Here is a 25,762-nt window from a genome sequence, read left to right as displayed (position 1 = left end):
CTCGCTCACCATCGCCGCAGCAATCCCCACGCTCACCATTACCTCCTCCTCGCTCGCCTCCGGCACCGCGAACAAAGCCTACAGCGCCACCCTCGCAGCAACCGGCGGCACCGCACCCTACACCTGGTCGATCACCTCCGGCAGCTTACCCTCTGGCATCACCCTGAACGCCTCCACCGGCAGCCTCTCGGGTACCCCCACTGCCACCGGCAGCTTCGCCCTCACCTTCACCGTCAAAGACTCCAGCACCACCCAGCAGACCGCGAACGCAACCCTCTCGCTCTCCATCACAGCCTCTGCACTCACAATCACCACAGGCACGCTAGCCTCCGGCACTGATGGCACCGCCTACTCTGCCCCAATGTCGGCAACCGGAGGAACCCCGGCCTACACCTGGTCGATCACCTCCGGCAGCCTTCCCGCTGGCCTCACCCTGGCCGCTACCACCGGCATCATCTCCGGCACGCCCACCGGCACCGGAACTACCTCCTTCACCGCCACCGTCACCGACAACAGCACCCCAACGCCCCAGACCAAATCAGCATCGGTTTCCATCACTGTCTCCGCGGCAGCGCCAACAGGCCCTGGAACCACGTGGTACATCCGCGCCGACGGCGGCACACGTTACTCCGCTCATGCGACGGCCGGCCAGTGCGACGGAAAAGCCGACGTAGCCTACCCCGGTACCGGAACCAATCAACACTGCGCCTTCAACGACTACCGCTTCCTCTACGACGACCAGAGCTACGGCAACTACTCCACCTGGGTCATCTCCGGCGGCGACACAGTGATCCTTCGCGGCGGCCCCTGGCGCGTCGGCTTCAACCAGGGCAAGAGTGCCTCCGACACCTGGTGCGTCGGCTCCGGCGACCCCTATGACTGCACCAACCCAGTCATACCCGCCGGCACTGCCACCCAGCCCACTCGCATTCTTGGCGAAAACTACGGAAGCTGCACCCAGTCGAACATGACCCAGCTCTACGGCGGCTTCGGTCTCTACACCACCCTCGACCTCGACGGAGCTCAGTTCGTCACTGTCCAGTGCGTCGAACTCACCCGCCACTCCGACTGCATTCGTCTCGGCAGCCCGGCCTACCCAAGCACCTGCAGCACCAGTTACCCCATCGATGACTTCGCCACCAACGGCATCATCACCAACACCTCCACCCACGACGTGACCCTGCAGGATATGTGGATCCACGGCTTCCCCTCGCGCGGCATCATCGGACCCATCGGAGGCACCGTCAATGCCACCAGAGTCGACATCGCCTACAACGGCGGCGCCGGATGGGACTTCGACGACGGTCAGGAGACCCCCAACAAGAACGGCATCATCAACCTCAGCAGCGTCACCGTTGAGTGGAGCGGATGCAACCAGGCCTATCCGGGAGGCGGAGTAGCCTCCTGCTACAGCCAGAGCACCGGCGGCTACGGCGATGGCATCGGCACTCCCGCCGGAACCTGCCTCACCGCCCACGTCGATCACTCCACCTTCCGTTACAACACGCAGGATGGATACGACATGCTCCACAACGACACCGGCTCCTGCTCCATGTCCATCACCGACTCCACCTCCTACGGCAACAACGGAGCGCAGTTCAAGTGGGGACCCAACGACAGTCCCATGGTCTTCACCAACAACACCGTCGTCGCCAACTGCCTCAGGCTCTCCGCGCCCTTCCCCGGAGCGCCCAGCAACTACAACGCAAACCTGCAGGACTTCTGCCGCGCCGAAGATGCGCTTGCCATGGGCTTCCGTGACGGAGGCTCCCTCACCATGGAAAACAACACCATCGTCACCTACGCTCCCACCACCTTCGACATCAGCTGCTGGGGCACCTACCCTGACGGGCAGGGCACTGGAACCTGCAACAACGCCAGCTTCACCTTCGAAAACAATGTCGTCCGCGGCTACGACAACTCAGCCACCTATAGCCTTGGCGGACAATCCGGAGGCCCGGGGCTGTTTTACTACGGCGGAGGCATCGGGCACATCACGCAAAACCATAACCTCTACTTCGGAATCGGGCACAACTTCGCCTGCCCCACCGGCTATCCGAACGAGCAGTGTTCCAATCCGGACTTCGTCAACGAACCCGTCTTCAGCGGCGAGGCCAGCCTGGACAACTTCAACTTCAACATCACCTCGGGAAGCCCGGCCGTCGGATCAGGACTATTTCTTCCGTCCCTCACTCTCGACTATAGTGGTGCAACGCGCCCCAATCCTCCATCTTTAGGCGCGTTGGAGCCGTAAAATGCGTAGCCGGGTACTGTGGATTCTGTTACTTCTGCTCGTGGCCTTACCTCTGTCCGGCGAAACGTGGTTTGTTCGAAAAGATGGCGGAACCCGCTACTCCGCGAAGAAGCACAACGGGCAGTGCGACGGCAAAGCCGACGCAGCCTACGACGGCAAAGGCGCAAATCAGCACTGTGCCTTCAAAGATGTCCGCTTCCTCTGGGACGACCTGAGCTCCCATGATCTCTCCTGGGTGATCGCCGGCGGCGACACCGTCATCATCCGCAACGGCCCCTGGAGAATAGGCTACGAACAAGGAGCAAAGCCCTACGACGCCTGGTGCTCCGGTCAGGGCGACCCCTACGCCTGCAGCAACCCCACCATTCCCGCCGGAACCGCCGCCCAGCACACCCGCATCCTCGGCGAAAACTACGCTAGCTGCAGCGACGGCGTCGGCGTCACCGACCGCTCCAAACTCACCCAGCTCTACGGCGGTCACGGCGTCTGGAGCGCAATCAACCTTCGCGGCGCAAAATTCGTCGACATTCAATGCATCGACCTCACCCGTCACTCCCAGTGCATCCGCATCGGCTCGCCTGCGCTCCCCAGTGGCTGCAACACCAGCTATCCCCTCGACGACTACGCCTCTAACGGCATCATCACCGACGTCAACACGCACGACATCCTCCTTCAGGATATGTGGATTCACGGCTTCGTCTCCCGCGGCATCATCGGACCCATCGGGGGCACCGTCACCGCGAACCGGGTCAACATCGCCTACAACGGCGGTGCCGGATGGGACTTCGACGACGGCAACTCCACCCCCAACCGCAACGGCACCATCAATCTCACCTACACCACCATCGAGTGGAACGGCTGCAACCAGGCCTATCCCGGCCCCGGCGTCATCTCCTGTTACAGCCAGAGCAGTGGCGGCTACGGCGACGGCATCGGAACCGCCACCGGCACCTGCCTCTCCGCGCACGTCGATCACTCCACCTTCCGCTACAACACCCAGGACGGCTACGACATGCTCCACAACGACAAGGGCAACTGCTCCATGTCGATCACCAACTCCACCGCCTACGGCAACAACGGCGCCCAGTTCAAGTGGGGACCAAACGATAGCCCCATGGTCTTCAACAACAACACCGTCCTCGGAAACTGCCTGCGCCTCTCACAGCCCTTCCCCGGCGCCCCGCAGAACTACAACGCAAACCTTAGCGACTTCTGCCGTGCCGAAGACGCCATCGCCTTCGGCTTCCGTGACGGAGGTAGTCTCTTCATGGCGAACAACACCATCGTCAGCTACTCCCCCACCACCCTCGATGTCAGCTGCTGGGGCACCTTTCCGCAGAATCAGGGTGACGGAACCTGTGCCAACAGCACCCTCACCTTCAAAAACAACATCGTCATGGGAATCGACAATCCCAAGACCTACAACCTCGGCGGCAAACCCGGCGGCCCCGGCGCTTTTTATAACGATCAGGTCATCGGACACATCGTTCGCAGCAACAATCTCTACTACAACGTCCGTGGCCTTCGCTGCCCCACCGGCCAGCCGGGCGAGCACTGCGCCGACCCCAAATTCATCTCGCTGCCCCGCTTCAACACTGAACAGGACCTCGACAAATTCGACTTCCGCCTCTCCGACGGCAGCCCCGCGCTTCACGCCGGAACAAGCGTCCCCCAGGTTCAGACGGACATCGATGGCAAACCGCGTCCATCCTCCGGCAACTATGATCTAGGCGCCCACCAACACTGATCGCACCCTCGAGTCCTTCAGCAAAGTTAGGAAGAAGAAGTCCCGAGCCCAACGCACTGCAGCAACAGCGATCCGGTAGTTCTCACATTTCCTTTATCGAGAGGATAGATCGCAAAAGCCCGCAGCGAACTCATCAGCCCCGCCCACGGTCGACGCTTCGCCCCCAGCGCCACCGCATGCTGTTTGTAAACCTGGCTCAGCGCGATCTTTCTCTCCTTCGGCCCACATCCCGGCGCGCCATAGTGCTTCTCGATAAATTGTAACTGCGCCTGTAGCATTCTCTCCGGGTCGGTCGACATCGAACCCGGCGAAGTCCTGTAGTGCGCAATCAACGTCGGCACCACCGCCACCTCGTATCGCAACGCAATCCGCAGCCACAGATCCCGATCCTCCGTCGCCCGGAGCGTCTCGTCAAACAGTCCCACCTCATCCACGCACTCCCGCCGGAACGTCACAGTCGGACAAGGCAGATCGATCTTCCGCATATAAATGTACGGCGCCACCGCGCCCTCGCCGTTCTTCTGTCTGCGATCGAAGACAGCGGTCACCTTCCCCTCAGGATCGATCAGGGTCGTGAAACCATACACGAGGCCGGCCTTCGGATGAGCTTCAAAGATCTTCAGCGTCTCCTTCAGCCGGCAAGGAAACCACACATCATCCGCATCCAGCAGCGCCAGAAACTCTGCCGAAGAGTTACGAATCGCTGTATTGCGCGCCCCTGGCAAACCCTTGTTTGCTTGGTGAATGTACTTCAGCTTCGGCCCTAGCCGCTCCGCATAAGGTGCGACAACGGCAGCGGTATTATCCGTGCTGCCGTCGTCCACCAGCAGAATCCGCCAGTCGTCGAAGGTCTGCGCCTCTACGCTCTCAATCGCGATAGGAAGATACTTCGCCGCGTTATACGCGGGTATGATCACATCGACCTTCGGCATGCAGCGCTTCCCCGTGACCTCGAATCCCGCCTCTGGCAACGAACCCCGTCTCGCAACAAATACCGTCTAGCAGCGAACGATCTTGTCCGACTTGATCCCCTTCGTCGCATTCCGCGAGTCCACCACCAGCTTCGACTTGTTCACAATATCCTTGTAGTCGTAGTCCGTATGGTCGGTCATGATCAGAACGCAATCGTACTGCCCCAGATCATCCAGCGGCGTGCAGGTCATATTCAGGTTGTACTTCCGTCCTCTCCCCACCGTCGGGAAGTAAGGATCGTTGTACTGCACCTCGGCTCCCTGCTCGCGCAGCAGTTCAATCACCGTCAGCGAAGGCGACTCGCGCAGGTCATCGATGTCCTTCTTGTATGCCATCCCCAGCATCAGGATGCGCGACCCGTTCAGCGCTTTCTTATGCTGGTTCAGACCCTTCGCGACATACTGCACCACATGCGCAGGCATCGCCTCATTCACCTCACCCGCCAGCTCAATGAACCGCGTGTTGAAGTCGTACTCCTTCGCCTTCCAGCTCAAATAGAACGGATCGATCGGAATGCAGTGTCCGCCCAGCCCCGGCCCCGGATAGAACGGATGAAATCCGAACGGCTTCGTCGAAGCCGCATCGATCACCTCCCAGATATCCATCCCCATCCGCAGCGACAGCACCTTCAACTCGTTGACCAGCGCAATATTTACGCAGCGATAGATATTCTCCAGCAGCTTGGTCATCTCCGCCGCGCGCGTCGAAGACACCCGCACCGACCGCGTAAAGATACCCTCGTACATCACCGCCGCGAGCTCGGTTGCAATCTCTTCGTGGCCGCCAACGACCTTCGGAATATCGCGCCGCGCCACCGTCGTATTGCCCGGATCCTCACGCTCTGGCGAGAACGCAACATAAAAAACGCCATGTTCTGCCGCGGTTCCCTTGCTCTGTACCTTCAGCCCTTCGCGATTCTCCGCCTCCAGGATCGGGATCATCAGATCCTCCGTCGTCCCCGGATACGTCGTGCTCTCGAGCACCACCAGCTGCCCCTCCTTCAACCACGGAGCGGCCGCCTTCGCCGTATTCTCCACGTAGCTCAAGTCCGGTTCGCGATGCTCCGTCAGCGGCGTCGGCACGCACATGATAATCGCGTCCTGGTCCGACAAACCGGCAAAGTCCGCGGTAGCCGTAAAGCCTTGCTTCTTCGCGCTCTGAATCTCTTCCGCGGGAATCCGGAAGATGTACGACCGGCCCGCCTCCAGATCTGTAACCTTTTTGGTGTCAATATCGAATCCCGTTACCTTGAACCCAGCCTCCGACAACAGCAGAGACAGCGGCAACCCTACATACCCGAGCCCGATCACACCGATCTTCGCGGTACGACTCTCCAGACGCGCCATGCGCTCTTGCGCAATCTTCGGTAAAACAACTTGGCTTTGTGTCGACATAGTCTCGATTATCGCATCCACCCTTTCCCTGCTTCCATCTCCGAAACCCGATCGTAATATCGAATCTCAGGTAAATTATTCATCTCGCAACCTCGGCTTCACATCGCACAGTCAGCCCACATGGAACAATACGGCACCATGCGGAGAAGTTCGTCGAAATATAACTACGCCTTCAAGTTCTAACTCATCGCCGAAGCCATCCTGCACCCTCTTCCGTCTTTGTTCTTGCACGAAAGTCGCATTGACTCGCACCTCGGCCCTCACCACACTCAACCCATGCTGCCTTTCAAACAATCGAAGTAGCTTTCGTCCTGCGAACCCTGATAATAAGGGAGACATTGCCTCACGGCACAGGATTTATACACCCCAGTACGGTACGTCTGGGTGGAGGAAATAGATGGCTCGTTATCTCATCACCGGAATCGCAGGCTTCATCGGCTCGTCGCTCGCCCACGCTCTCGTCGAACAGGGACACGAAGTTCGCGGCATCGACAATCTCTCCACCGGCAATCTCGAAAACCTCGCCGACATCCGCCATTCCGTCGACTTTCAGGAGACGGACCTCCAGGACGTTGCAGGAGTCAAAACCGCCTGCGAAGGCGTCGACTACATCCTTCATCAGGGAGCCCTCGCCTCGGTCCCCCGCTCCGTCAAAGATCCCCTCACCTCGCACGAGTCCAACATCAACGGAACCCTCAACCTCCTCATCGCAGCCCGCGATGCCAAGGTTCGCCGCATCGTCTACGCAGCCTCCTCCTCGGCCTACGGAGACCAGCCCACCCAGCCCAAGCAGGAAGACATGCTCCCCCGGCCGCTCTCTCCCTACGCCGTCCAGAAGCTCACCTGCGAGTACTACATCCAGTCCTTCTACCGCGCCTATGGCCTCGAAGGTGTCTGCCTTCGTTACTTCAACATCTTCGGCCCCCGTCAGGCCGCCGACTCACCCTACTCCGGCGTCATCGCACAGTTCACCTTCAAGATGATGGACGGCATCACCCCCACCATCTTCGGCGACGGCCTCACCAGCCGCGACTTCAACTACGTCGACAACGCCGTCAGCGCCAATCTCCTCGCCTGCCTCGCGCCCAGCGAAGTCGCCACCGGCCGCGTCTTCAACATCGGAACCGGTAGAAGCCACACCCTCAACGAGGTCTACGCCTCCATCGCAGAGCACCTCGGATTCGCCGCAAAGCCCATCTACGGGCCCGCAAGAGCTGGCGATATTCAGCACTCGCTCGCCGACATCACCCGCGCCACCAGCGAGCTCGGCTATCAGCCCAAAGCCCACTTCCACGAGGGCCTCAAGAAGACCGTAGCCTGGTACGTCGAAGAGAAGCAGAAGAAGGAACTCCCAACTCTCAAAGCCTGACTCTCAACCCTCGGTGCCTCCGGCAAAATGCGCCTGGAAACTCAATTCACAGGGCGAAGCACAATCTAACGCGCGCGCATCCGCGGCAATAAGCCTGTCCCACCAACCCTGGGAAGTGATATCACGCACGAAACACCCTAAAGGCCTCAAAAGTCTGGGCAGCCGGGATCGGACCACAGTAAATACATCGAAATAGGCCACTTGTAATCTCCAAATCAGGAATATGTAAAAAAACTTGCACAATTCCTCGACTGGCTTCAGCCTCGCCCTCACATCTGTAATCCTTTACAGGGATGCAAATCAGGGATTGTGCTTAAAAATGTGCCCAACCCCCCTTAACTGGGCAAAGTCTGCATCTCAACAAAAACTGGACTCACCCCCACCGCATCCGTATGTTCCTCACAGCCCCCAACCCGTCAGGCAAAACACTCAATGAGGTAAAAGAGAAGAATGCGTCTCCCGTCTCCGGCAGCACTTATACCCTCCGCCTTGTGCTCGCTTGCTACCCGGTTCGCGTCGAAGATCGTGCTCTCCGGACTTCTGCTGCTGTCTATCTTTGCCGCCACCACCCGCGCCTACAGCGCCCCTCTCCACGGCACGCCTCTCAACGACGGCTACTACGCCCTCTATAACCTCGACTTCAACGCCGCCCACGCCCACTTTGGAGAGTGGATGAGCGCCCACCCGGACGACTGCCTCGGCTCCGCCTCCGACGCAGCGGCATACATCTTCAACGAGTTCAACCTCCTCGGCGTCCTCGACATCGAGCTCTTCGCCGACGATAACCGCTTCACCTCCCGCACCCGTCCCCCCATCGACCCAGCCCTCAAGCAGGGCTTCAACAATCGCATCGACCAGTCCAACCGCATCGCCGACACTGCCCTCCAGCACAATCCCGGCGACGCCAACGCACTCTACTGCAAGGCCGTCACCTCAGGCATGCAGGCCGACTGGGCCTCCCTTATCGATCGCCATGAGTACGGTGCCTTCAAATACAGCGAGTTGGCCAGCAAATATGCAAAGCAAGCCCTCGCCGCAAATCCCACCCTCTACGACGCCAACCTCGCCGTCGGCATCGAGAACTACATGCTCAGCCTCAAAGCCGCGCCCATCCGCTGGTTCCTCGGCATGGCCGGAGCAGGCACCAACAAGGCAGAAGGCGTTCGCCTCCTCAAGCTCACCGCCGAGCAAGGCCACTACCTCGCCCCCTTCGCCCGCCTCATGCTTGCCGTCGGAGAACTCCGCGACGGCCGCACCCAATCCGGCAAGCAGATTCTCATCGGCCTCTCCCAGGAGTTCCCGCAGAACACCCTCTATCAGCGTCAGATCGCCCGGCTTCACTAGACGCCAGCTGAAATTCAACACTGAACCCCCCTCAACGTGTACCTTTAACCCATCGATCCATCCATGCATGCGAAGATGGCCGCAGACGTGTAGCATGAACCGCGCATCATCAACGAAGTCCAATTCAAGCACTCCAAAGGGTTCTCATAAGCATGCGTATTGCATCTGTCGGCACGGCCTACCCCCCTCATCGCTACTCCCAGTCACAAATCTCTGAAGCACTCACGGCCCGCTGGCAGGACCGCATGGAAGAGCCCCGGCTCATCAACCGGCTCTTCGTCAACTGCGGCGTCGACTTCCGCAACCTCGTCTTCCCCCTCGATGTCTATGAGAACCTCTCCGGCTTCGGCCCCACCAACGACGCCTGGATCATAGCCGCCGTCGAGCTCGGCGAAAAGGCCATCGACACCGCGCTCGCCCGCGTCGGCCTCACCCCCGCCGATATCTCCGCCATCTTCTTCGCCTCCGTCACCGGCATCGCCAGCCCCACCATCGACGCGCGCCTCATCAATCGCATGCCCTTCCCCACCAGCGTCAAGCGCACGCCCATCTTCGGACTCGGCTGCGTCGCCGGAGCAGCAGGCATCTCCCGCGCCTCAGACTACGTCCGCGCCTTCCCCAACCAGTACGCTCTGCTCCTCTCGGTCGAGCTCTGCTCCCTCACCTGGCAGGACAACGACCAGTCCATCGCCAACCTCATCTCCTGCGGCCTCTTCGGCGACGGCGCAGCAGCCGTCGTCATCGCAGGCAGCGATACCGCGCTCGCCAAGCGCACCTGTGCCACCTGCATCTCCGGCCCGAAGATTCTCGACACCCGCTCCACCTTCTACCGCCACACCGAACACATCATGGGCTGGGACATCGGAGACATGGGCTTCAAGATCGTCCTCTCCCCCGACGTCCCCAAGGTCGTCAACGAACATCTCCGCGGAAACGTCGAATCCTTCCTCACCGACAACAACCTCGCCCTCGACGACATCTCGAGCTACATCTTCCACTCCGGTGGCCCCAAGGTCCTCGAAGCGATGGAGACCACCCTCAACCTCCCGGAAAACGCCCTCGAGGCCTCATGGCGCAGCCTCCGCGAGGTCGGCAACCTCTCCGCCGCCTCCGTCCTCGCCGTCCTCGAAGACGTGCTCGTCAACAACCCCGGCAAACCCGGCACCTACAGCATCCTCGCTGCCATGGGTCCCGCCTTCTGCTCTGAGCTCGTTCTCCTCCAGTGGTAGCAGCCAACTAAGACCCTCGCATCAAAGCACAGCGGCTGAATCCACACAGGATTCAGCCGTTCTGTTTGCACTCCATGAACAACCACTCCCTGATCGTTCCCCTCCCGTCACACTCTGGTCTCACTTTCGTCATTTGCTTGTAACCCCCCGTATCTTCTCCCCTCCTATCGCGTCATATCTCAGGAAGGACGCAGCTCTCCATGCCATTCAACACCTCTCCAACGCAACCGGAGGTCCTCATCGTGGGCGCAGGCCCCGCCGGTCTCGCTGCTGCTATCGCCTCCGCACGCAAAGGCCTACACGTCGAAGTCGTTGACGCCATGCAGCCTCCTATCGACAAGGCCTGCGGCGAAGGCCTCCTTCCCGACGCCCTCTGCTCTCTCACCAACCTCGGCTTCAATCTCAATCACGATCTTCGCAGTATCGAAACCCACCCCCTCCGTGGCATCCGCTTCCTCAACGAGCAAACCACCACCGAAGCCAGCTTTCCCGCAACTCTCGGCCGAGGCATTCGCCGCACCGTCCTCCATCAACTCCTTCTCGATCGCGCCCTCAGCCTCGGCGTCCGCTTCCACTGGCAGCACTCCGTTCAAAGCATCGAACCCACCACCTCCGGCCACCTCATCCGCACCAACCGCCAAACCCTCCGCACCCGCTACCTCATCGGTGCCGACGGCCACCACTCCCGCATCGCTGCCTGGTCCGGCCTCACCGCATCGACGACCCACTCGCGCCGCATCGGCCTGCGTCAGCACTACACCATCGCCCCCTGGACCAACTTCGTCGAGGTCTACTGGAGCAACTACGGCCAGGCCTACGTCACACCCACCTCCCCGCACGAGGTCTGCGTAGCCTTCGTCTCCAACCAAAAAACTCCCTCCACGGAACACGCCTTAGCCCAGTTCCCCGCTCTCCAGCATCAACTCACCGCGGCAACTCCCAGTGGCTCGCCCCGCGGATCCATCTCCCTCAACCGCACCCTCCGCCGCGTCACCGCAAACAACATCGCCCTCATAGGAGACGCCTCCGGCTCCGTCGACGCTATCACCGGCTCCGGACTCGGCCTCGGCTTCAGTCAAGCCGCAGCTCTTGCACACGCCCTTCACACCGGCAACCTCGCCTCCTACCAGCGCGCTCACAGCAGCATCCAGCGTCCTGCCCGTATCATGTCCCGCAGTCTCCTCTTGCTGGACCGCTTCCCTCACCTCCGCACCCTCACCCTCAACACCTTCGAACGCCACCCGCTTCTCTTCGAACATCTGCTCCACGTCCATATCGGCCATCGCAACTGCCCCTTCGCGGTATTGACGAACCGCCTCCAACCGGATTACACCTGCTGACAGCTAAAGTTAATCAGGGCAGCCCCACAACCTTTACAGTGGCCCACGACACCCTGTAAGTTGAGGTATCCCCGAGGAAGCCGAACCACATGAACGAAATCGCCACGCGCTGCATCGACATCATCGCCAAATCAAAGAGCATCCCCGCGGACTCCATCTCTCTCGCCAACACCTTCGACGAGCTCAACATCGACTCCCTCGACAAGATCAACATCTCCTTCGAGGTCGAAGAGGCCTTCAACATCGAGATCCCCGACGAAGCCCTCAGCACCCTCCGCACCGTAGGCGACATGGTCGAAGGCGTCACCAAACTTACCTCCGCTCCCGCCCCCATCCCCACCCCCTAGCGTTCCCTCAATAGCTTTCCCTGCTTGCAATTTCATCTGCCGTTGTGTGTTTTATTGTTGTCATTCCCTTTTGTTTGTCATTCCGCAGCGCAGCGGAGGAATCTGCTGTTTGCCCCGCCACCACCTTTACCCACCCTCCCCCAACTACCGTCATCCTGAGCGAAGCCTCTCGCGCACTTCGCGAGAGGCGCAGTCGAAGCATCCCCGTATTTGCATCCGCAGTTGCAGTTGCATCTGTACTTGCAGTTGTAGTTGCATCTGCAGTTGCCCGTTTTCTTGTTGTCATTCCGAAGCGAAGCAGAGGAATCTGCGGCTACCTCCGCCACCCAACGTCCACGCCCTGACCACACCCTGACCACGCCCACCCCGTGTATCATTCGCTCGTACACGGAGGCCACCTCATCTGACCGGCACCCAGGTCCTCGAAATCTTCCGCCACAACGAGCTCTACCTCTTCCTTGGCGCGGCCTTCATCACCATGGGACTGGTCTCGATGGCCTTCGCCTTCCTCAGCCGCAAGTTCGACGCCGTACTCTTCTGGCTCGCTCTCTTCGCAATCTTTTACGGAACGCGCTTATGGCTCAATGCGGGATTCTCTCGTCTGCTCATGCCACACGAAGCCTTCTTCTACCGGCTGCCGAACGCTGCTAATTTTCTGGTCCCCATCCCGGGCTTCTTTTACTTCGCTGAAGCAGGGTTTATAGGCCTTCGCGGTCGCAGGATCGCCACGTTCCTTACAATTCCGTTTCTCTGCATCAGCATAGGAAACCTCTGGCTCGGCAACTCGCTGATCTTCGTCTACATCAACAACGCGATCGTAATCACCATGCTCGCCGCCCTGACCATGGAATCGATCCGGCGCAAGCAGGTCGACAAAGACTTCACTATCGTCAGGCTGGGCATTCTGGTCTTCGTCGCATTTGCTCTCTACGACAACATCGCCGGGGTCTTCGCCCGCTTCCCGCAGAAAGAGCCCGTCGGGTTCGCCTTCTTCCTCGCAGCTCTCGGCTACGTCGCTGCAAGGCGCAGCCTCCATCGCGATCAACAATTCAACGCTCTCCAGAAAGAGCTCGAGATCGCCCGCCGCATCCAGACCTCCATCCTCCCACCGGCCTACCCCCAATCCGCTCACTTCCACGTCGCCGCACGTTATGTCCCCATGACCGCCGTCGCAGGAGACTTCTACGACTTCCTCATAACCGACGAGGCCCAGGCAGGCCTGCTCATCGCCGACGTCTCCGGCCACGGCGTCCCCGCTGCGCTCATCGCCTCCATGGTCAAACTCGCCGCCACCTCACAGCGCGCCAATGCAGCCGACCCCGCCCAGCTCCTCGCCGGAATGAACACAGTCCTCTGCGGCAACACCCAGGAGCAGTTCGTCACCGCCGCCTACGTCTACCTCGACGCCGAATCCTCGACCCTGCGCTACTCCGCCGCCGCGCATCCACCCATGTTGTTACTGCGCGGAGGAGACGTCATCGAGCTCACCGAGAACGGACTCATGCTGGCAGCCTTCACCTTCGCCACCTACACCACCGCCGACTACCTCCTGGAACCCGGCGACCGCCTCCTCCTCTACACCGACGGCCTCCTCGAAGCCGTCAACCTGCAAGGCGAAGAGTTCGGATCGAACCGCCTCCACGCCCTCCTGCAGGAGACCGGCTACCTTCCCGCCGAAGAAGCCTCCACCCAAATCATCTCGTCCCTCGAACGCTGGTCCTCCCAATCCCAGAACGACGACCTCACCCTCCTCATCTGCGACTATCAAAGCCACCACCCCACCGCCCCGACAACTCCCTAAAGCGTTTGTCCCCTCGGCCCCTACACCACCACCTCCACCACCACCACCAAAAAGCCGTCATCTCGACCGAAGCGCAGCGAAGTGGAGAGCCCCCGCATTGTTTTGCCTCTAAAGCAGTTGCAGTTGCCTGTTCTTTTGTTGTCATTCCGAAGCGAAGCAGAGGAATCTGCTGTTACCCCCGCCACCACATCCCCGCCCCCACAACCGTCATCCTGAGCGAAGCCTCTCGCGCACTTTGCGAGAGGCGCAGTCGAAGGATCCCCGTAGTTGCAGTTGCAGTTGCAGTTGCAGTTGCAGTTGCAGTTGCAGTTGCAGTTGCAGTTGCAGTTGCGGTTGCGGTTGCGCAGTTGCAGTTGCCTGTTCTTTTGTTGTCATTCCGAAGCGAAGCAGAGGAATCTGCGGTTGCCCCCGCCACCTCCCTCCCAACCCCACAACCGTCATCCTGAGCGAAGCCTCTCGCTCACTTTGCGAGAGGCGCAGTCGAAGGATCCCCGCAGTTGCAGTTGATTGTCCTCTTGTTTGTCCATCCCGCAGCGAAGCGGAGGAATCTGCAGTTGCTTGCCACTCAGGGCGCCGCCTGATCACTGCCTCGCTCCACGACCACCCACAATCGCTGTCAAGACCCGAAACACCCAAACGCCTCTCCCCACTGCACAATCACGTGGCGCATCAATTCCACCCGACTAGATAAAATAGATGCAAGACGAACCATACTAACGAGCCACAAAAATAAAGTCCCTAACCTGTTGATAACAAGTATTTTGCGATCAACCCCTTTCAATAGAGTATTTTACCGGCATACCTCTCCTGCAAACCAAACAAAACAAGCGTCTTCGCTGCAAAATACCCCTTCAACGAGAGGGGGGAGGGGGTACCCGCCCCTCCAAGAAACTACAATCACCAGAGCACCACCAGGAGAAGAAGTGAATCGTGTCGTAGTCACCGGCCTCGGATGCATCACCCCCATCGGCAACACCGTCGCGGAGTTCCGCACCTCGCTCTTCGCCGGCACCACCGGCATCTCCCCGTTCCCGCCCTATCCCGAAGCCCCCGCCCGCGAAGCTCACGACAACACCCAGGGCCTCCGCTTCACCCAGACTGCCGCCGTCAAAAACTTCGACGCCAGCCAGCACCTCGAATCCGGCATCCTCACCGCCACCGACCGCACCGTCCACTTCGCCGTCGTAGCCGCCCGTCAGGCCGCCGCAGAATCCCAGCTAACCAGCCACTACGCACCAGACAAGATCGCCATCATCGTCGGCTGCGCCTGTGGCGGCCGTCAGGCCGAAGAGACCGAAACCAACAAGCTCTACACCCGCGACGCCCGCGTTCATCCCCTCACCGTCGTCCGCACCATGGCCTCAGCCGGAGCCAGCAACATCTCCATCGACCAGAAGATCACCGGACCATCCATCAACATCTCCACTGCCTGCGCCTCCGGCACCCACGCCATCGGCCTCGCCTTCCAGATGATCCGCGCCGGCATGATCGACGCCGCCATCACCGGAGGCCACGAAGCCCCGCTCACCTTCGGCTTCCTCCGCGCCTGGGACAGCATGCGCGTCGTCTCCCCCACCCAGTGCCGCCCCTTCTCCGCCGACCGCGACGGCATGACCCTCGGCGAGGGGGCGGCCATGTTCACCCTCGAAACCCTCGAATCCGCAAAGTCTCGCAACGCCCACATCTACGCCGAGATCGTAGGAACCGGCAGCTCCGCCGACGCCAGCCACATCACCCAGCCCCACCCCGACGGCGCAGCCGCTGCCATGCGCATCGCGCTCAAAGACGCCAACGCCTCACCCGACGAGGTCGGCTACCTCAGCGCCCACGGCACCGGCACCCAGGTCAACGACACCACCGAAGCCGCCGCCATCCACCAGGTCTTCGGCACGCGTGCCACAAAGATCCCCATCAGCTCCACCAAATCCCTCCACGGCCACTCCATCGGAGCCAGCGGAGCCCTCGAAGCTCTCGCCACCATCCTCGCGCTTCACGAAGATCTCCTCCCCGCCAACGCGGGAGTGACACAAATCGACCCAACCATCGATCTCGACATCATCCTCGGCGCCCCGCGCAAAGCCTCTCCGAAGCTGGCCCTCTCAAACTCCCTCGCCTTCGGAGGACTCAACGCTGTCCTCGCGCTCCGCCCCTACGCCGAGTGACTCGTCATTTGAAGAACTTCACCCAGCCATCCACGGCCGCTTTGCTCAGGTTCAGCCCGGTTGCTGCAACCTCGAGAGAGTTGCGCAGCCCGAGAGCAAACTGACTTAGCGCGCTCTCCTGCCAGAAACGGTCATGGGCTACCTGACTCACAAATGCCTGAACGTAAGCTGACATCAGGCTCGGCTGAGCCAGCGACATATCCTGCACCAGCACAGGATGGGGATGCATCGCCGGATCGATCGGATGCAGCACAGAGACCAGAACCGGTCCCGCTCCCGTCTTGCTCGACAGGCTCGAGCGTATCGCCGCACTGCGCGCATAGTCGTAATGCGCCAGGATAAAAGCCACCTTCGCGTCCGCATCTGTACCATCCCATCCCGGGTCCGGTGCAGTCAGCAGGATGGAAGTGATATTGATGCGGCTCTTGGGAACGTAGCGCGCTAGTCCTTCAGCCGTCGGCAGATCGACCAGAGCCTTCAGGAACGCGGTATATTGTGCAACCTCGCCTGCCTCAGGCGGATGAGAGAGAAGAGCGTAGCTGTAGAGTCCATACCCAACCGCCTCCTTCTCCTGCGGAAGCAGGATCGCAGTTCCGGTGACACGGCTCGTAGCCGCATCCATGCCTGCGGACTGCCCAGGGGGAAGTGGCGCAGGGGCCGTAGAGGCAGGCTCGTCCGGGTCGGCAGAAGGGACGGGGAGAGCAGTAGGTGGTGGTGCAGGAGCAGGTGCGGGAGGAGGAAGTGGTGCAGGCGGAGGTGGTGGTGGCGAGGGTGGGGGAGCGGGTGCAGGCGCAGGGGCCGCAGTCGGTGGAGCCGCATTACATCCCGAAAGCGCCACAACGAATCCCAGCACTGCCCAAAGAAAGATGCTGCGCACCGTCGGCGGAGAGCCCTTCTTCTCCGAAGAAGACTGTCGTCTATTCAGCAGAGCCCCCACTCCCCAGACGATCGCCAGCGCAACCGCAGCAAACAGTGCCACCATCGCTCCGGATGGAGGAGGAGGAGGCAGTAGGTAGTACGCCGCCATATAAAACACCAGCGTCAACGCGATCGCTGAACCCAGAAACATAGGCGTCTTTTTCACGAAATGCCCCCAACTCCCTGTATCGTTTGGAAGAGATGGAAATAGCTTTGGCCCAGGTACGAACACTCTCTCACATTTACCCAATGCCGTCGAATCCGGTAAACCCACAACATAGGTCGGCAGGGAAACGATGATCTCCGTCCTCATCCTTACCCGCAACGAGCAGCACGACCTCCCTGACTGCCTCTCCTCCGTCTCCTGGTCCGACGACATCCACGTCTTCGACTCCCACAGCACCGACAACACGGTGAGCATTGCCAAAGCAGCAGGCGCAACCATCCACACCCGCACCTTCGACGACTACGCCACCCATCGCAACGCCGCGCTGACCACCATCCCCTTCAAGCACCCCTGGGTCTTCCTCCTCGACGCCGACGAACGCCCCACCCCCGAGCTCTCCCGCGAGATGCAGCAACTCACCCTCGCCGCACCCGACCAGACTTCAGCCTTTCGCCTCCGCCGCCGAGACTTCCTCTTCGACACCTGGCTGAAACACGCCCAGATCTCCCCTTTCTACATCCGCCTCATCCGCCCTGAGCGAGCGCGATACACCCGCGCCATCAACGAGGTCCTCGAAGTAGATGGCCCCGTGGCCGAACTCAGCTATCCCCTCGATCACTACCCCTTCTCGAAGGGCATCGCCCACTGGGTGGAAAAGCACAACCTCTACTCCACCATGGAGGCCGAGCTGATCGTCCGCAACCAGGGCCTGCAGAACCCATCCCTCCTCACTGCCCTGCGCGGCCCCGACTTCCACACCCGCCGCCTTCACCAGAAGGCCATCTTCTACCGCCTCCCCGGCAGGCCCCTTCTCAAGTGGCTCTACATGGCCTTCATCCGGGGCGCCATCCTGGACGGGGGTGCCGGCCTCACCTACGCCACCCTGCAAGCCTTCTACGAGTACCTCATCGTCCTCAAGACGAAAGAACTTCGTCGCGGCGGAGCGTAGCCTACTCCTCGGCGTGGTGGGCCCGGAAGATCAGCGAAGCGTTCGTCCCTCCAAAGCCAAAGGAGTTCGACATGGCATACTCCATCGGCGCGCTGACCGCTTTATCTCTCACTAATCCGAACTGACAAACCTCATCAAGATCTTCGATGTTCGTAGTCGGCGGAGCCATCTGGTCCCGCAGAGCCAACACCGTAATCCCTGCCTCCAGACTCCCCGCCCCACCCAGCAGATGCCCCGTCATAGACTTCGTCGAACTCACAAGCAGACTCTTCGCGTGATCGCCAAACGTCTCTCTTATAGCTCGCGCCTCCGCCCTGTCTCCAAGCGGGGTAGAAGTAGCATGCGCATTCAGATACTGAATCGCATTTGGCTCCAGCCCAGCATCCCGTAATGCGAGCTGCATCACCCTCCGAACTCCCCGCCCATCCTCCGGCGGAGCATTCGTATGAAACGCATCCGAGTTCGCCGCGTACCCCACAGCCTCGGCGAGTATCTTCGCTCCGCGCCTCAGCGCATGCTCGCGCTCCTCCAGCACAAGAATCCCCGCGCCCTCGCCCACAACAAACCCATCACGCCCGCGATCCCAGGGCCGCGAAGCCCGCGACGGATCGTCATTCCTTGTCGACAGCGCCCGCATCGCACTAAACCCACCCACCGAAAGTGGAGTTACAGCAGCTTCGCTTCCACCGCAGATCATCACCTCTGCATCGCCTCTCTGCAATATTCGAAACGCCTCCCCAACTCCATGCGCTCCAGTCGTGCATGCAGTGGCGCATGTCAGATTCGGCCCCGTAGCCCCATACCGTATAGAGATCTGACCCGCCGCAAGATTCGCAATCGTTGCCGTGATGAAGAACGGAGATAGCTTCTCGGGTCCGCCAGTCTGCAGCTTCGTATGCTCTCGTTCGATCACTTCAAAGGCGCCGATTCCACTCCCTACATAAACCCCTACGCGCTCCGCATCCTCTGCAGCCATATTCAATCCCGACTGCTCCATCGCGAACTGCGCCGCCGCCATCGCAAATTGAATGAAGCGGCCCATCTTCTTCACATCTTTGCGATCGACATAGTTCTCCGGGAAAAATCCCTTCACCTCCCCGGCAAACCGACAGCTGAACTTCTCCGGATCGAACAGCGAAATCCTGTCGATACCAGACTCCCCTCGCTGCAGCGCGGCCCAAGTCTCTTCGGTGCCGACTCCTACTGGACTCACCAACCCAACCCCGGTCACAACGACGCGAAACTGCTCCTTCATCCCGATCTTCAAAGTCACGTAGCTCCTCTTCTTTTGCGGCGATAATCTGCCGACACATCCATTACCCGGAACTCTATGCCCGATCAGCCCTCTACTCGAATCAAAGATTTATATGACAATCATAATTTATTTGAATCAGGCTCAATGAACCAAACCCACAGTGGCAGGCATGACCTTAGGTGAACTTTCATGTCTGGAAACCAGGCACCATTACGATCCCAAAGTTGCCGCACTCCAAACTCGTCTCACATGCCAGTCCGAAATCGAAGCGACCGTCGCAGGATTCACAGATCCATCTGGTTCCAATTCGTTGCCCGCTCCCATGCAGCCGCGAGCACCAATAAGACTCATTAGGAACTCTCAAAGTTACAAATTTCTAACCCCACAAACGTCACCTCGCACACCTTCTGACGCAAGCGTCCCTCGTGTGATATCTCAAAAAAATTCTTGCAATATTCGTGAAAGCCATTTAAGGTTGGCTCACTCTTTCTTAATTTGCCGTTTTCGCCACACTTCTAGCAGCCGTTCGGCCCTTGGAAAACAGTGACGTACCCGTAGCATTCCGCTGCGACGCCGGCTTGTTGTCTAAATCGACATTAAAAAATCGCTCTAGAGCGATCAAGGAGAGTCTTTGTCTTTTTTCGGAGGTTATATGCAACGGTTATCAGTACGACCCCTACAGGCTGTTCTCTACAGCCTCGCCGCCATTCTCCTCACCATCCTTGCAATGCCTCTCGCTCACGCCCAGACCTTCCGCGGCGGGATCAACGGCACAGTGACTGACCGCACCGGCGCAGCCATCGCCAACGCCACCGTCGTCGCTGTTCAAACCGACACCGACGTCAAGCACACCGCCACCAGCTCCAGCGGCGGAGAGTTCCTCTTCCAGGATCTTCCCCTCGGCACCTACAGCGTTACTGTTAGCTTCTCCGGCTTCCAAACGGTCAAGACCGATAAGATCTCCGTTCAGGCTGGTGTCATTTACACTCTGCCCGTCTCTCTCCCTCTCTCTAGCTCGGCAACTACAGTTGAAGTAGATGCCGCCGCAGTCGCCCTCGACACCACCACCACCACCCAGACCACTGTCCTTGACGCCAAAGCAGTCGCCGACCTCCCGCTCAACGGTCGCGACTTCACCCAGATGATCTCTCTCACTGCGGGCTACGCCGGCTACAGCGGCGGCGGTTACGGCTCCCTCAACGGAACCCGCGCCAATCAGATGAACTGGCAGATCGACGGCGTCGATAACAACGACCTCTGGCATAACATTCCCGCAGTCAACCAGGGTGGTGTCTCCGGCATCGCCGGCATCATCCTCCCACTCGATGCAGTGGATCAGTTCTCCGCACAGACCCAGTCGGGCCCCGAAGGCGGCCGCAACCCAGGGGGCACCGTCAACCTGACCCTCCGCTCTGGCACCAATGGGCTTCACGGAACCGCCTACTATTTCAACCGCAACGAACTCTTCGGAGCCAAAAGCCCCTTTGCCGACACCAAGCAGAAGGTCCGCAACTACAACACTGGTTTCTCCGTCGGCGGCCCCTTCCTAAAAGACAAACTCTTCGGCTTCCTCACCTTTGAGCATCAGCGTTTCGTTATCGGCCAATCAGGAACCGCCACCGAGCCCTCCGTCGGCTGGCAGAATCAAGCCGCGGCAGTCCTTGCCCAGAACGGACTTGCCGTAAATCCCGTCATGGTAAGTGTCCTCAACAGGCTCTGGGGCGCCAACGTTCTCAGCCAGGACACCGTGGGCACAGTCAACAACTTCCACTCCAACGATCCCGAGTTCGGCTACAGCTGGAACGGCCTCGGAAAAGTCGACTATCGTCTCAGCGACAAAGATAACCTCAGCGCCCACTGGTTCGTGGGCCAGGGGAGTCAGGTCGCGCCAGTCGGATCTCAACTTCTCGCATACTATGAGGTCGCGCCAATTCACGTGCAGAACATCGCTATCGTCTATAACCGCGTCATCTCTTCCAGCATCTCCAACCAGGTGCTCGCTGGAGTCAACTACTTCAATCAGGTCTTCAATGACAATCAGACCGGGCAGGATGTTCAAAGCCTCGGCTTCATCACAGGCGCTATCTTACCGAACGCTCCGAACATCACTATCGGAAGACCCGCAACAACCGGCGGCGGCACCAACAGTGCAAGCAGCAACTTCGATCAGGTCGGTCTCACACCCCCTGAAGGACGCAATGACATCACCGGTCACATCACAGACCAGCTCTCCTGGACCAAAGGCAAGCATCAGATGCGCTTCGGCGGAGAATATCGGCAAGCTCAACTTGATGAGTTCTATCACCGTCATGCCACTGGCTCCTTCACCTTCGACGGAACTCAAACCCAGGCTGTCGCTACCGCAAGAAACGGAGGAGTTGCACCTACACCGAATGCAGACGGTCTCGACGGGTATCGCTACTCTCTCGCTGATTTCCTGGCCGGAACAACATCAGCCGCCAGCATCACCATCGGAAACCCCGAGCGTCAGGTCTTCGTCAATACTTGGTTCCTCAACGCCGGTGACTCCTGGCAGCTCACACCAAAGCTCAACGTGAACTACGGTGTTCGCTATGACTATGAAGGGCCCCTTCATAACTCTTACCAGGACATGTCCGTATTCCGCCCAGCGCTCATCGCGTCGAACGGTCTCGCCTTCCAGGGAAATCAGATCGACTCTCTTTTGCCTAAGTACTACAAGAACATAAGCCCTCGTCTCGGGTTGAGTTATGCGCTTGACAGCAACACCGTAATCCGTGCTGGCTACGGCTGGTACGCAGATACTCCCAACCTCAACCCCTTCCTCGACAACCGTCCCGGGAACCAGGCTCCCAACGGCGTAGAAGGCAACCCCGGCGGCGCAAGCCCTGTGTACTCCGTCTCTGCGGCAAACGGCGGATCAAACACAACCATCGTTGCAGGCGTTCCCATCTTCCCCTCCTCGGTTGGCTATCCTTGCTCAGCGACCTCGCCCTGCGGCGTATTCTCCGTCAACCCCAACTTCCGACCGTCGTATAACGAGAACTACAACGTAAACCTCGAGCACACCCTTGCACCCAGCGTCATCTTTCAACTCGGTTATGTAGGCTCCTCAGCCCGTCATCTCCTTAGCCTTCTCGACATCAACCAGGCTGCTCCCGGCGTCTATGCTGCCGACATCAATCGTCAGGTAACCCGTCCGTTCTACGGCCTCTATCCGCAGTACGGCAACATCAACCAGATCGAGAGCATCGGCACGGCAAACTACAACTCTCTACAGGTTCAGATGCGCATCACCAACTGGCATCACTTCTCCACCCAAACCGTCTACACCTGGTCGCACGCCCTTGACGAAGTCACTGCCTATCGAGGCGCTCTCCCTCAAGACAACAATAACTTCAAAGGCGACTACAGCAACTCAGACTTCGACACTAGGAATACCTTCGTCAGCTTCATGAGCTACGAGGTTCCCGGTTCGCAGCATCTCAAGCGCCTCACTAGCGGCTGGCAGGTCAACAGTCTGCTTAGCTTCCATGGTGGCGCGCCCTTTACTGTTCATGCCTCTGGAGACATCAGTGGCACCAACGAGGGCAACGACCGCGCGGTTCAGATTGCTCCTGCTCACACCGGTTATCAGGGCCAGTCCACCACCGCAAACTGGATCGATCTCAGCGCCTTCCAGGATCCCACCCCAGGAACATTCGGTACTGTCCGCCGCAACTCGTTCTACGCGCCTGGCTATAGCGACGTCGATCTCTCCGTCTTCAAGAACACGAAGATCGGTGAGCGAGTCACCATCCAGTTCCGCGCCGAGATGTTCAATCTCCTCAACCGCAATAACTTCGCTCCACCTTCCCCGTCCGTCGGCGGAAGCTCGCAACTCAGCGACACCATCGGAGACTTCAACGGCGCACCTGGAATCGGAGCCGGCGAAGCCTTCAACACCCAATTCGGTGGAAAGATCATCTTCTAACCCAAACCCCGCAACAAAGAAGCCCCATCCGCAGAGCATCGCAGGATGGGGCTTTTTCACGTCTGCACACAAATCTACACAGGCCACCGCCACTCTCGAATCTCTTTACGGTCGATCCCATTCTCATGCGCGTAGTTCACTGCTTCGATAATCTGCCCCTTCAACCACTCCTTCGTATGCGCCGCCGTCAACTGCAGTCGCGGAACCCGATCAATCACATCGATCGCCAAGTCAAATCGATCGATCTGATTCAGAATCGCCAGTTCTAGCGGAGTGTTAATGTTCCCCTTCTCTTTGTACCCGCGTACATGAAAGTTCTCATGATTCGTCCGCTTGTAAGTCAGCTTATGAACCAGCGAAGGATATGCGTGGAAGTTGAAGATCACCGGCTTGTTCTTCGTAAACAAGCTATCGAACTCCTTCTCCGATAAACCATGCGGATGCTCCGTCTCCGGCATGAGTCGAAACAGATCGACCACATTCACAAACCGGATCTTCACATCCGAACACCGCTCGCGCAGAATCGCCACTGCCGCCAGCGCCTCCTCGGTTGGAATATCCCCTGCGCAAGCCATCACCACATCCGGCTCATCTCCAGCGTCGTTACTCGCGAAATCCCATATCCCAATTCCCTTCGTGCAGTGCTTCACCGCATCATCGATGTTGAGGTACTGCATGTGCAGCGCCTTATCCGCGACAATCACATTCACGTAGTTCGAGCTGCGCAGACAGTGATCCCCCACGCTCAAAAGACAGTTTGCATCCGGCGGAAGATAGATCCTGGTCACCTCCGGACTTTTATTCGTCACAACATCCAGAAACCCCGGATCCTGATGCGTGAATCCATTGTGATCCTGCCGCCACACCAGCGAAGTAATCAGAAGATTGATGGACGAAATCGGAGCACGCCATCTTAGCTCCAGCTTGCTCTTCTCCAGCCACTTCGCATGTTGGTTGAACATCGAATCGATGATGTGCACGAACGACTCATATGTCGAAAAGAATCCATGTCGTCCCGTCAGCACATATCCTTCGAACCATCCCTCCAGAGTGTGCTCGCTCAAAATCTCCATCACGCGACCGTCACGCGCAAGATCGCCACCATCTGCATCCTCCGGCAGCATCTTCGCCATCCACGTCTTCCCGTGGCTGCCCTCGTAGATCACCTGCAGTTTGTTCGAAGCTGTCTCATCCGGCCCAAATACGCGAAAGCTCGTCATATTCATCTTCATCGCGTCACGCAGAAAGTGCGCCAGCACATCCGTTGGCGAAACCTCTATCTGCCCAGGCTTCTTTACCTTCACCGCATAGTCGCGAAAATCCGGCAGCTCCATCGGCTTCCTTAGCAGTCCGCCGTTCGCATGGGGATTCGCCGTAATTCTCCGCTGTCCCACCGGCGCCATCTGCTTCAACTCCGGGATCAGCTTCCCCGCCTCGTCGAACAGCTCCTCCGGCTTGTAGCTCCTCATCCATTTCTCAACCATCTTCAGGTGTTTCGGATTAGTCACCGGATCCAAAATCGGCATCTGGTGCGCCCGCCACGACCCTTCCAGCCTATGTCCATCGATCTCCTTTGGACACGTCCATCCCTTCGGCGAACGCAGAATAATCATCGGCCAGCGCGGCCGTTCAGGATCTGTCCCCTTCGGCGCGCTCCGTGCCTTCTCTTGGATCGCGCGAATCTCCTTCACGCAATCCTCGATCACTCCCGCCATCAGCTGATGCATCGTCGCCGGATCGTCTCCCTCAACGACACGCGGATCCCATCCGTATCCCTTGAACATCCACTCCAGCTCTTCTGGAGAAATCCTCGCCAGTACCGTGGGGTTCGCTATTTTGTAACCGTTAAGGTGCAGTATCGGCAGCACCGCCCCGTCCCGCACCGGATTCAGGAACTTATTCGAGTGCCAGGACGTAGCCATCGGACCCGTCTCAGCCTCTCCATCTCCCACCACCACAGTCACAATCAGGTCGGGATTATCGAACGCCGCACCAAAACCATGCGACAAGCTATACCCAAGCTCACCGCCCTCGTGGATCGAACCCGGCGTCTCCGGTGTGCAATGACTGCCAATCCCACCCGGAAACGAAAACTGCTTGAAAAACTTCTGCATTCCCGCAACGTCTTCGCTCTTATCTGGATACACCTCTGAATAAACGCCCTCCAGGTAACTATTCGACAGCGTCGCAGGCGCTCCATGTCCCGGCCCCGAGATATAAATCAGATCCAAATCGTACTTCTTGATCAGTCGATTCAGATGCACCCACACAAACGTCTGCCCCGGATCAGACCCCCAATGCCCAAGCAGCCTGTTCTTGATATGCTCCGGCTTCAGCGGCTCCCGCAGCAGCGGATTCGCCCGCAGATAGAGCATACCCACGCACAAAAAATTACACGCGCGCCAGTAAGCGTCCATCTTCCGCAGTTCCTCAGCCGATAGCGGCTTGCCACCCTCATTCTTCGTCTTGCTAACCGCCTTCGATACGCTAGATACGCTGCTCATAAAACTCCTTCAAATGAAACCGGGAATACGCTGAGAAGGATCCTGGATTGTAACCAAAG

16 protein-coding genes are annotated in these 25,762 nt (G+C 59.2%); 11 read left to right on the top strand and 5 right to left on the bottom strand.

From position 1 onward, the window contains the following. Window positions 1-2,254, top strand: a 2,254-nt coding sequence (locus GSQ94_RS01975) for a putative Ig domain-containing protein (protein WP_174240865.1), incomplete at its 5' end; no start/stop codon positions are given. A gap of 1 nt (window position 2,255) precedes the next feature. Next, window positions 2,256-4,001: a choice-of-anchor Q domain-containing protein gene (locus GSQ94_RS01970; RefSeq protein WP_158941616.1), complete on the top strand. Its 1,746-nt coding sequence runs from the start codon at window positions 2,256-2,258 to the stop codon at window positions 3,999-4,001. Window positions 4,002-4,027: 26 nt separating this feature from the next. On the opposite strand, the gene GSQ94_RS01965 is transcribed toward GSQ94_RS01970, so the two are convergent. Together GSQ94_RS01965 and GSQ94_RS01960 are read right to left on the bottom strand one after the other, a co-directional pair. Then, entirely contained in the window at window positions 4,028-4,933 is a 906-nt protein-coding gene (locus GSQ94_RS01965; protein ID WP_158941615.1) for a glycosyltransferase family A protein, read from the bottom strand. A 66-nt stretch (window positions 4,934-4,999) separates the two neighbouring features. Beyond that, the gene (locus tag GSQ94_RS01960; RefSeq protein WP_158941614.1) at window positions 5,000-6,367 is read right to left on the bottom strand and encodes a nucleotide sugar dehydrogenase; all 1,368 of its coding nucleotides are present in this window, start codon (window positions 6,365-6,367) and stop codon (window positions 5,000-5,002) included. Between the two features lie 397 nt (window positions 6,368-6,764). On the opposite strand from GSQ94_RS01960, the gene GSQ94_RS01955 reads away from it, so the two are divergent. The 7 genes from GSQ94_RS01955 (at window position 6,765) to GSQ94_RS01925 (ending at window position 15,959) form a co-directional block, all read left to right on the top strand. Continuing rightward, window positions 6,765-7,736 carry an SDR family oxidoreductase gene (locus GSQ94_RS01955; RefSeq protein WP_158941613.1) on the top strand — a complete coding sequence of 324 codons (972 nt, stop codon included), beginning with the start codon at window positions 6,765-6,767 and terminating at the stop codon, window positions 7,734-7,736. Window positions 7,737-8,186: 450 nt separating this feature from the next. Continuing rightward, entirely contained in the window at window positions 8,187-9,080 is an 894-nt protein-coding gene (locus tag GSQ94_RS01950; protein ID WP_158941612.1) for a hypothetical protein, read from the top strand. Window positions 9,081-9,232: 152 nt separating this feature from the next. Continuing rightward, window positions 9,233-10,309, top strand: coding sequence for a type III polyketide synthase (locus GSQ94_RS01945; protein ID WP_158941611.1), 1,077 nt, complete (start codon window positions 9,233-9,235; stop codon window positions 10,307-10,309). 200 nt (window positions 10,310-10,509) lie between these two features. Next, on the top strand, window positions 10,510-11,649 hold the full coding sequence (locus tag GSQ94_RS01940; protein WP_158941610.1) for an NAD(P)/FAD-dependent oxidoreductase: 1,140 nt from the start codon (window positions 10,510-10,512) through the stop codon (window positions 11,647-11,649). A gap of 89 nt (window positions 11,650-11,738) precedes the next feature. After that, window positions 11,739-11,996: an acyl carrier protein gene (locus tag GSQ94_RS01935; protein ID WP_158941609.1), complete on the top strand. Its 258-nt coding sequence runs from the start codon at window positions 11,739-11,741 to the stop codon at window positions 11,994-11,996. A gap of 478 nt (window positions 11,997-12,474) precedes the next feature. Continuing rightward, complete coding sequence (locus tag GSQ94_RS01930; RefSeq protein WP_254063536.1) at window positions 12,475-13,797, top strand: PP2C family protein-serine/threonine phosphatase; 1,323 nt, start codon at window positions 12,475-12,477, stop codon at window positions 13,795-13,797. 923 nt (window positions 13,798-14,720) lie between these two features. After that, window positions 14,721-15,959 (top strand): beta-ketoacyl synthase, encoded by a 1,239-nt coding sequence (locus GSQ94_RS01925; RefSeq protein WP_158941608.1) that lies wholly within the window; start codon window positions 14,721-14,723, stop codon window positions 15,957-15,959. Between the two features lie 4 nt (window positions 15,960-15,963). Here GSQ94_RS01925 and GSQ94_RS01920 read toward each other — a convergent pair whose 3' ends face one another. Further along, on the bottom strand, window positions 15,964-17,028 hold the full coding sequence (locus GSQ94_RS01920) for a hypothetical protein (protein WP_158941607.1): 1,065 nt from the start codon (window positions 17,026-17,028) through the stop codon (window positions 15,964-15,966). A 145-nt stretch (window positions 17,029-17,173) separates the two neighbouring features. On the opposite strand from GSQ94_RS01920, the gene GSQ94_RS01915 reads away from it, so the two are divergent. Next, window positions 17,174-17,992, top strand: coding sequence for a glycosyltransferase family 2 protein (locus GSQ94_RS01915; RefSeq protein ID WP_158941606.1), 819 nt, complete (start codon window positions 17,174-17,176; stop codon window positions 17,990-17,992). A 1-nt stretch (window position 17,993) separates the two neighbouring features. On the opposite strand, the gene fabF is transcribed toward GSQ94_RS01915, so the two are convergent. Continuing rightward, window positions 17,994-19,247, bottom strand: coding sequence for a beta-ketoacyl-ACP synthase II (gene fabF / locus GSQ94_RS01910; protein ID WP_158941651.1), 1,254 nt, complete (start codon window positions 19,245-19,247; stop codon window positions 17,994-17,996). Window positions 19,248-19,899: 652 nt separating this feature from the next. Here fabF and GSQ94_RS01905 point away from each other — a divergent pair. After that, window positions 19,900-23,199 (top strand): TonB-dependent receptor, encoded by a 3,300-nt coding sequence (locus tag GSQ94_RS01905; RefSeq protein WP_158941605.1) that lies wholly within the window; start codon window positions 19,900-19,902, stop codon window positions 23,197-23,199. A gap of 74 nt (window positions 23,200-23,273) precedes the next feature. Here GSQ94_RS01905 and GSQ94_RS01900 read toward each other — a convergent pair whose 3' ends face one another. Then, window positions 23,274-25,703, bottom strand: a complete 2,430-nt coding sequence (locus GSQ94_RS01900) for a phosphoketolase (RefSeq protein ID WP_158941604.1) — start codon at window positions 25,701-25,703, stop codon at window positions 23,274-23,276. Window positions 25,704-25,762: the final 59 nt, after the last annotated feature.

The sequence above is a fragment of the Granulicella sp. S190 genome, assembly GCF_009766095.1.
Lineage (GTDB): Bacteria > Acidobacteriota > Terriglobia > Terriglobales > Acidobacteriaceae > Edaphobacter.
Note: the sequence above shows the minus strand (reverse complement) of the source record. Positions and strands in the feature narration are given on the sequence as shown.

Coding starts and splice junctions, on each gene's coding strand:
- GSQ94_RS01970 (WP_158941616.1), top strand. CDS start 2,256: ATGCGTAGCCGGGTACTGTGGATTCTGTTACTTCTGCTCGTGGCCTTA.
- GSQ94_RS01965 (WP_158941615.1), bottom strand. CDS start 4,933: ATGCCGAAGGTCGATGTGATCATACCCGCGTATAACGCGGCGAAGTAT.
- GSQ94_RS01960 (WP_158941614.1), bottom strand. CDS start 6,367: ATGTCGACACAAAGCCAAGTTGTTTTACCGAAGATTGCGCAAGAGCGC.
- GSQ94_RS01955 (WP_158941613.1), top strand. CDS start 6,765: ATGGCTCGTTATCTCATCACCGGAATCGCAGGCTTCATCGGCTCGTCG.
- GSQ94_RS01950 (WP_158941612.1), top strand. CDS start 8,187: ATGCGTCTCCCGTCTCCGGCAGCACTTATACCCTCCGCCTTGTGCTCG.
- GSQ94_RS01945 (WP_158941611.1), top strand. CDS start 9,233: ATGCGTATTGCATCTGTCGGCACGGCCTACCCCCCTCATCGCTACTCC.
- GSQ94_RS01940 (WP_158941610.1), top strand. CDS start 10,510: ATGCCATTCAACACCTCTCCAACGCAACCGGAGGTCCTCATCGTGGGC.
- GSQ94_RS01935 (WP_158941609.1), top strand. CDS start 11,739: ATGAACGAAATCGCCACGCGCTGCATCGACATCATCGCCAAATCAAAG.
- GSQ94_RS01930 (WP_254063536.1), top strand. CDS start 12,475: ATGGGACTGGTCTCGATGGCCTTCGCCTTCCTCAGCCGCAAGTTCGAC.
- GSQ94_RS01920 (WP_158941607.1), bottom strand. CDS start 17,028: ATGTTTCTGGGTTCAGCGATCGCGTTGACGCTGGTGTTTTATATGGCG.
- GSQ94_RS01915 (WP_158941606.1), top strand. CDS start 17,174: ATGATCTCCGTCCTCATCCTTACCCGCAACGAGCAGCACGACCTCCCT.
- fabF (WP_158941651.1), bottom strand. CDS start 19,247: ATGAAGGAGCAGTTTCGCGTCGTTGTGACCGGGGTTGGGTTGGTGAGT.
- GSQ94_RS01905 (WP_158941605.1), top strand. CDS start 19,900: ATGCAACGGTTATCAGTACGACCCCTACAGGCTGTTCTCTACAGCCTC.
- GSQ94_RS01900 (WP_158941604.1), bottom strand. CDS start 25,703: ATGAGCAGCGTATCTAGCGTATCGAAGGCGGTTAGCAAGACGAAGAAT.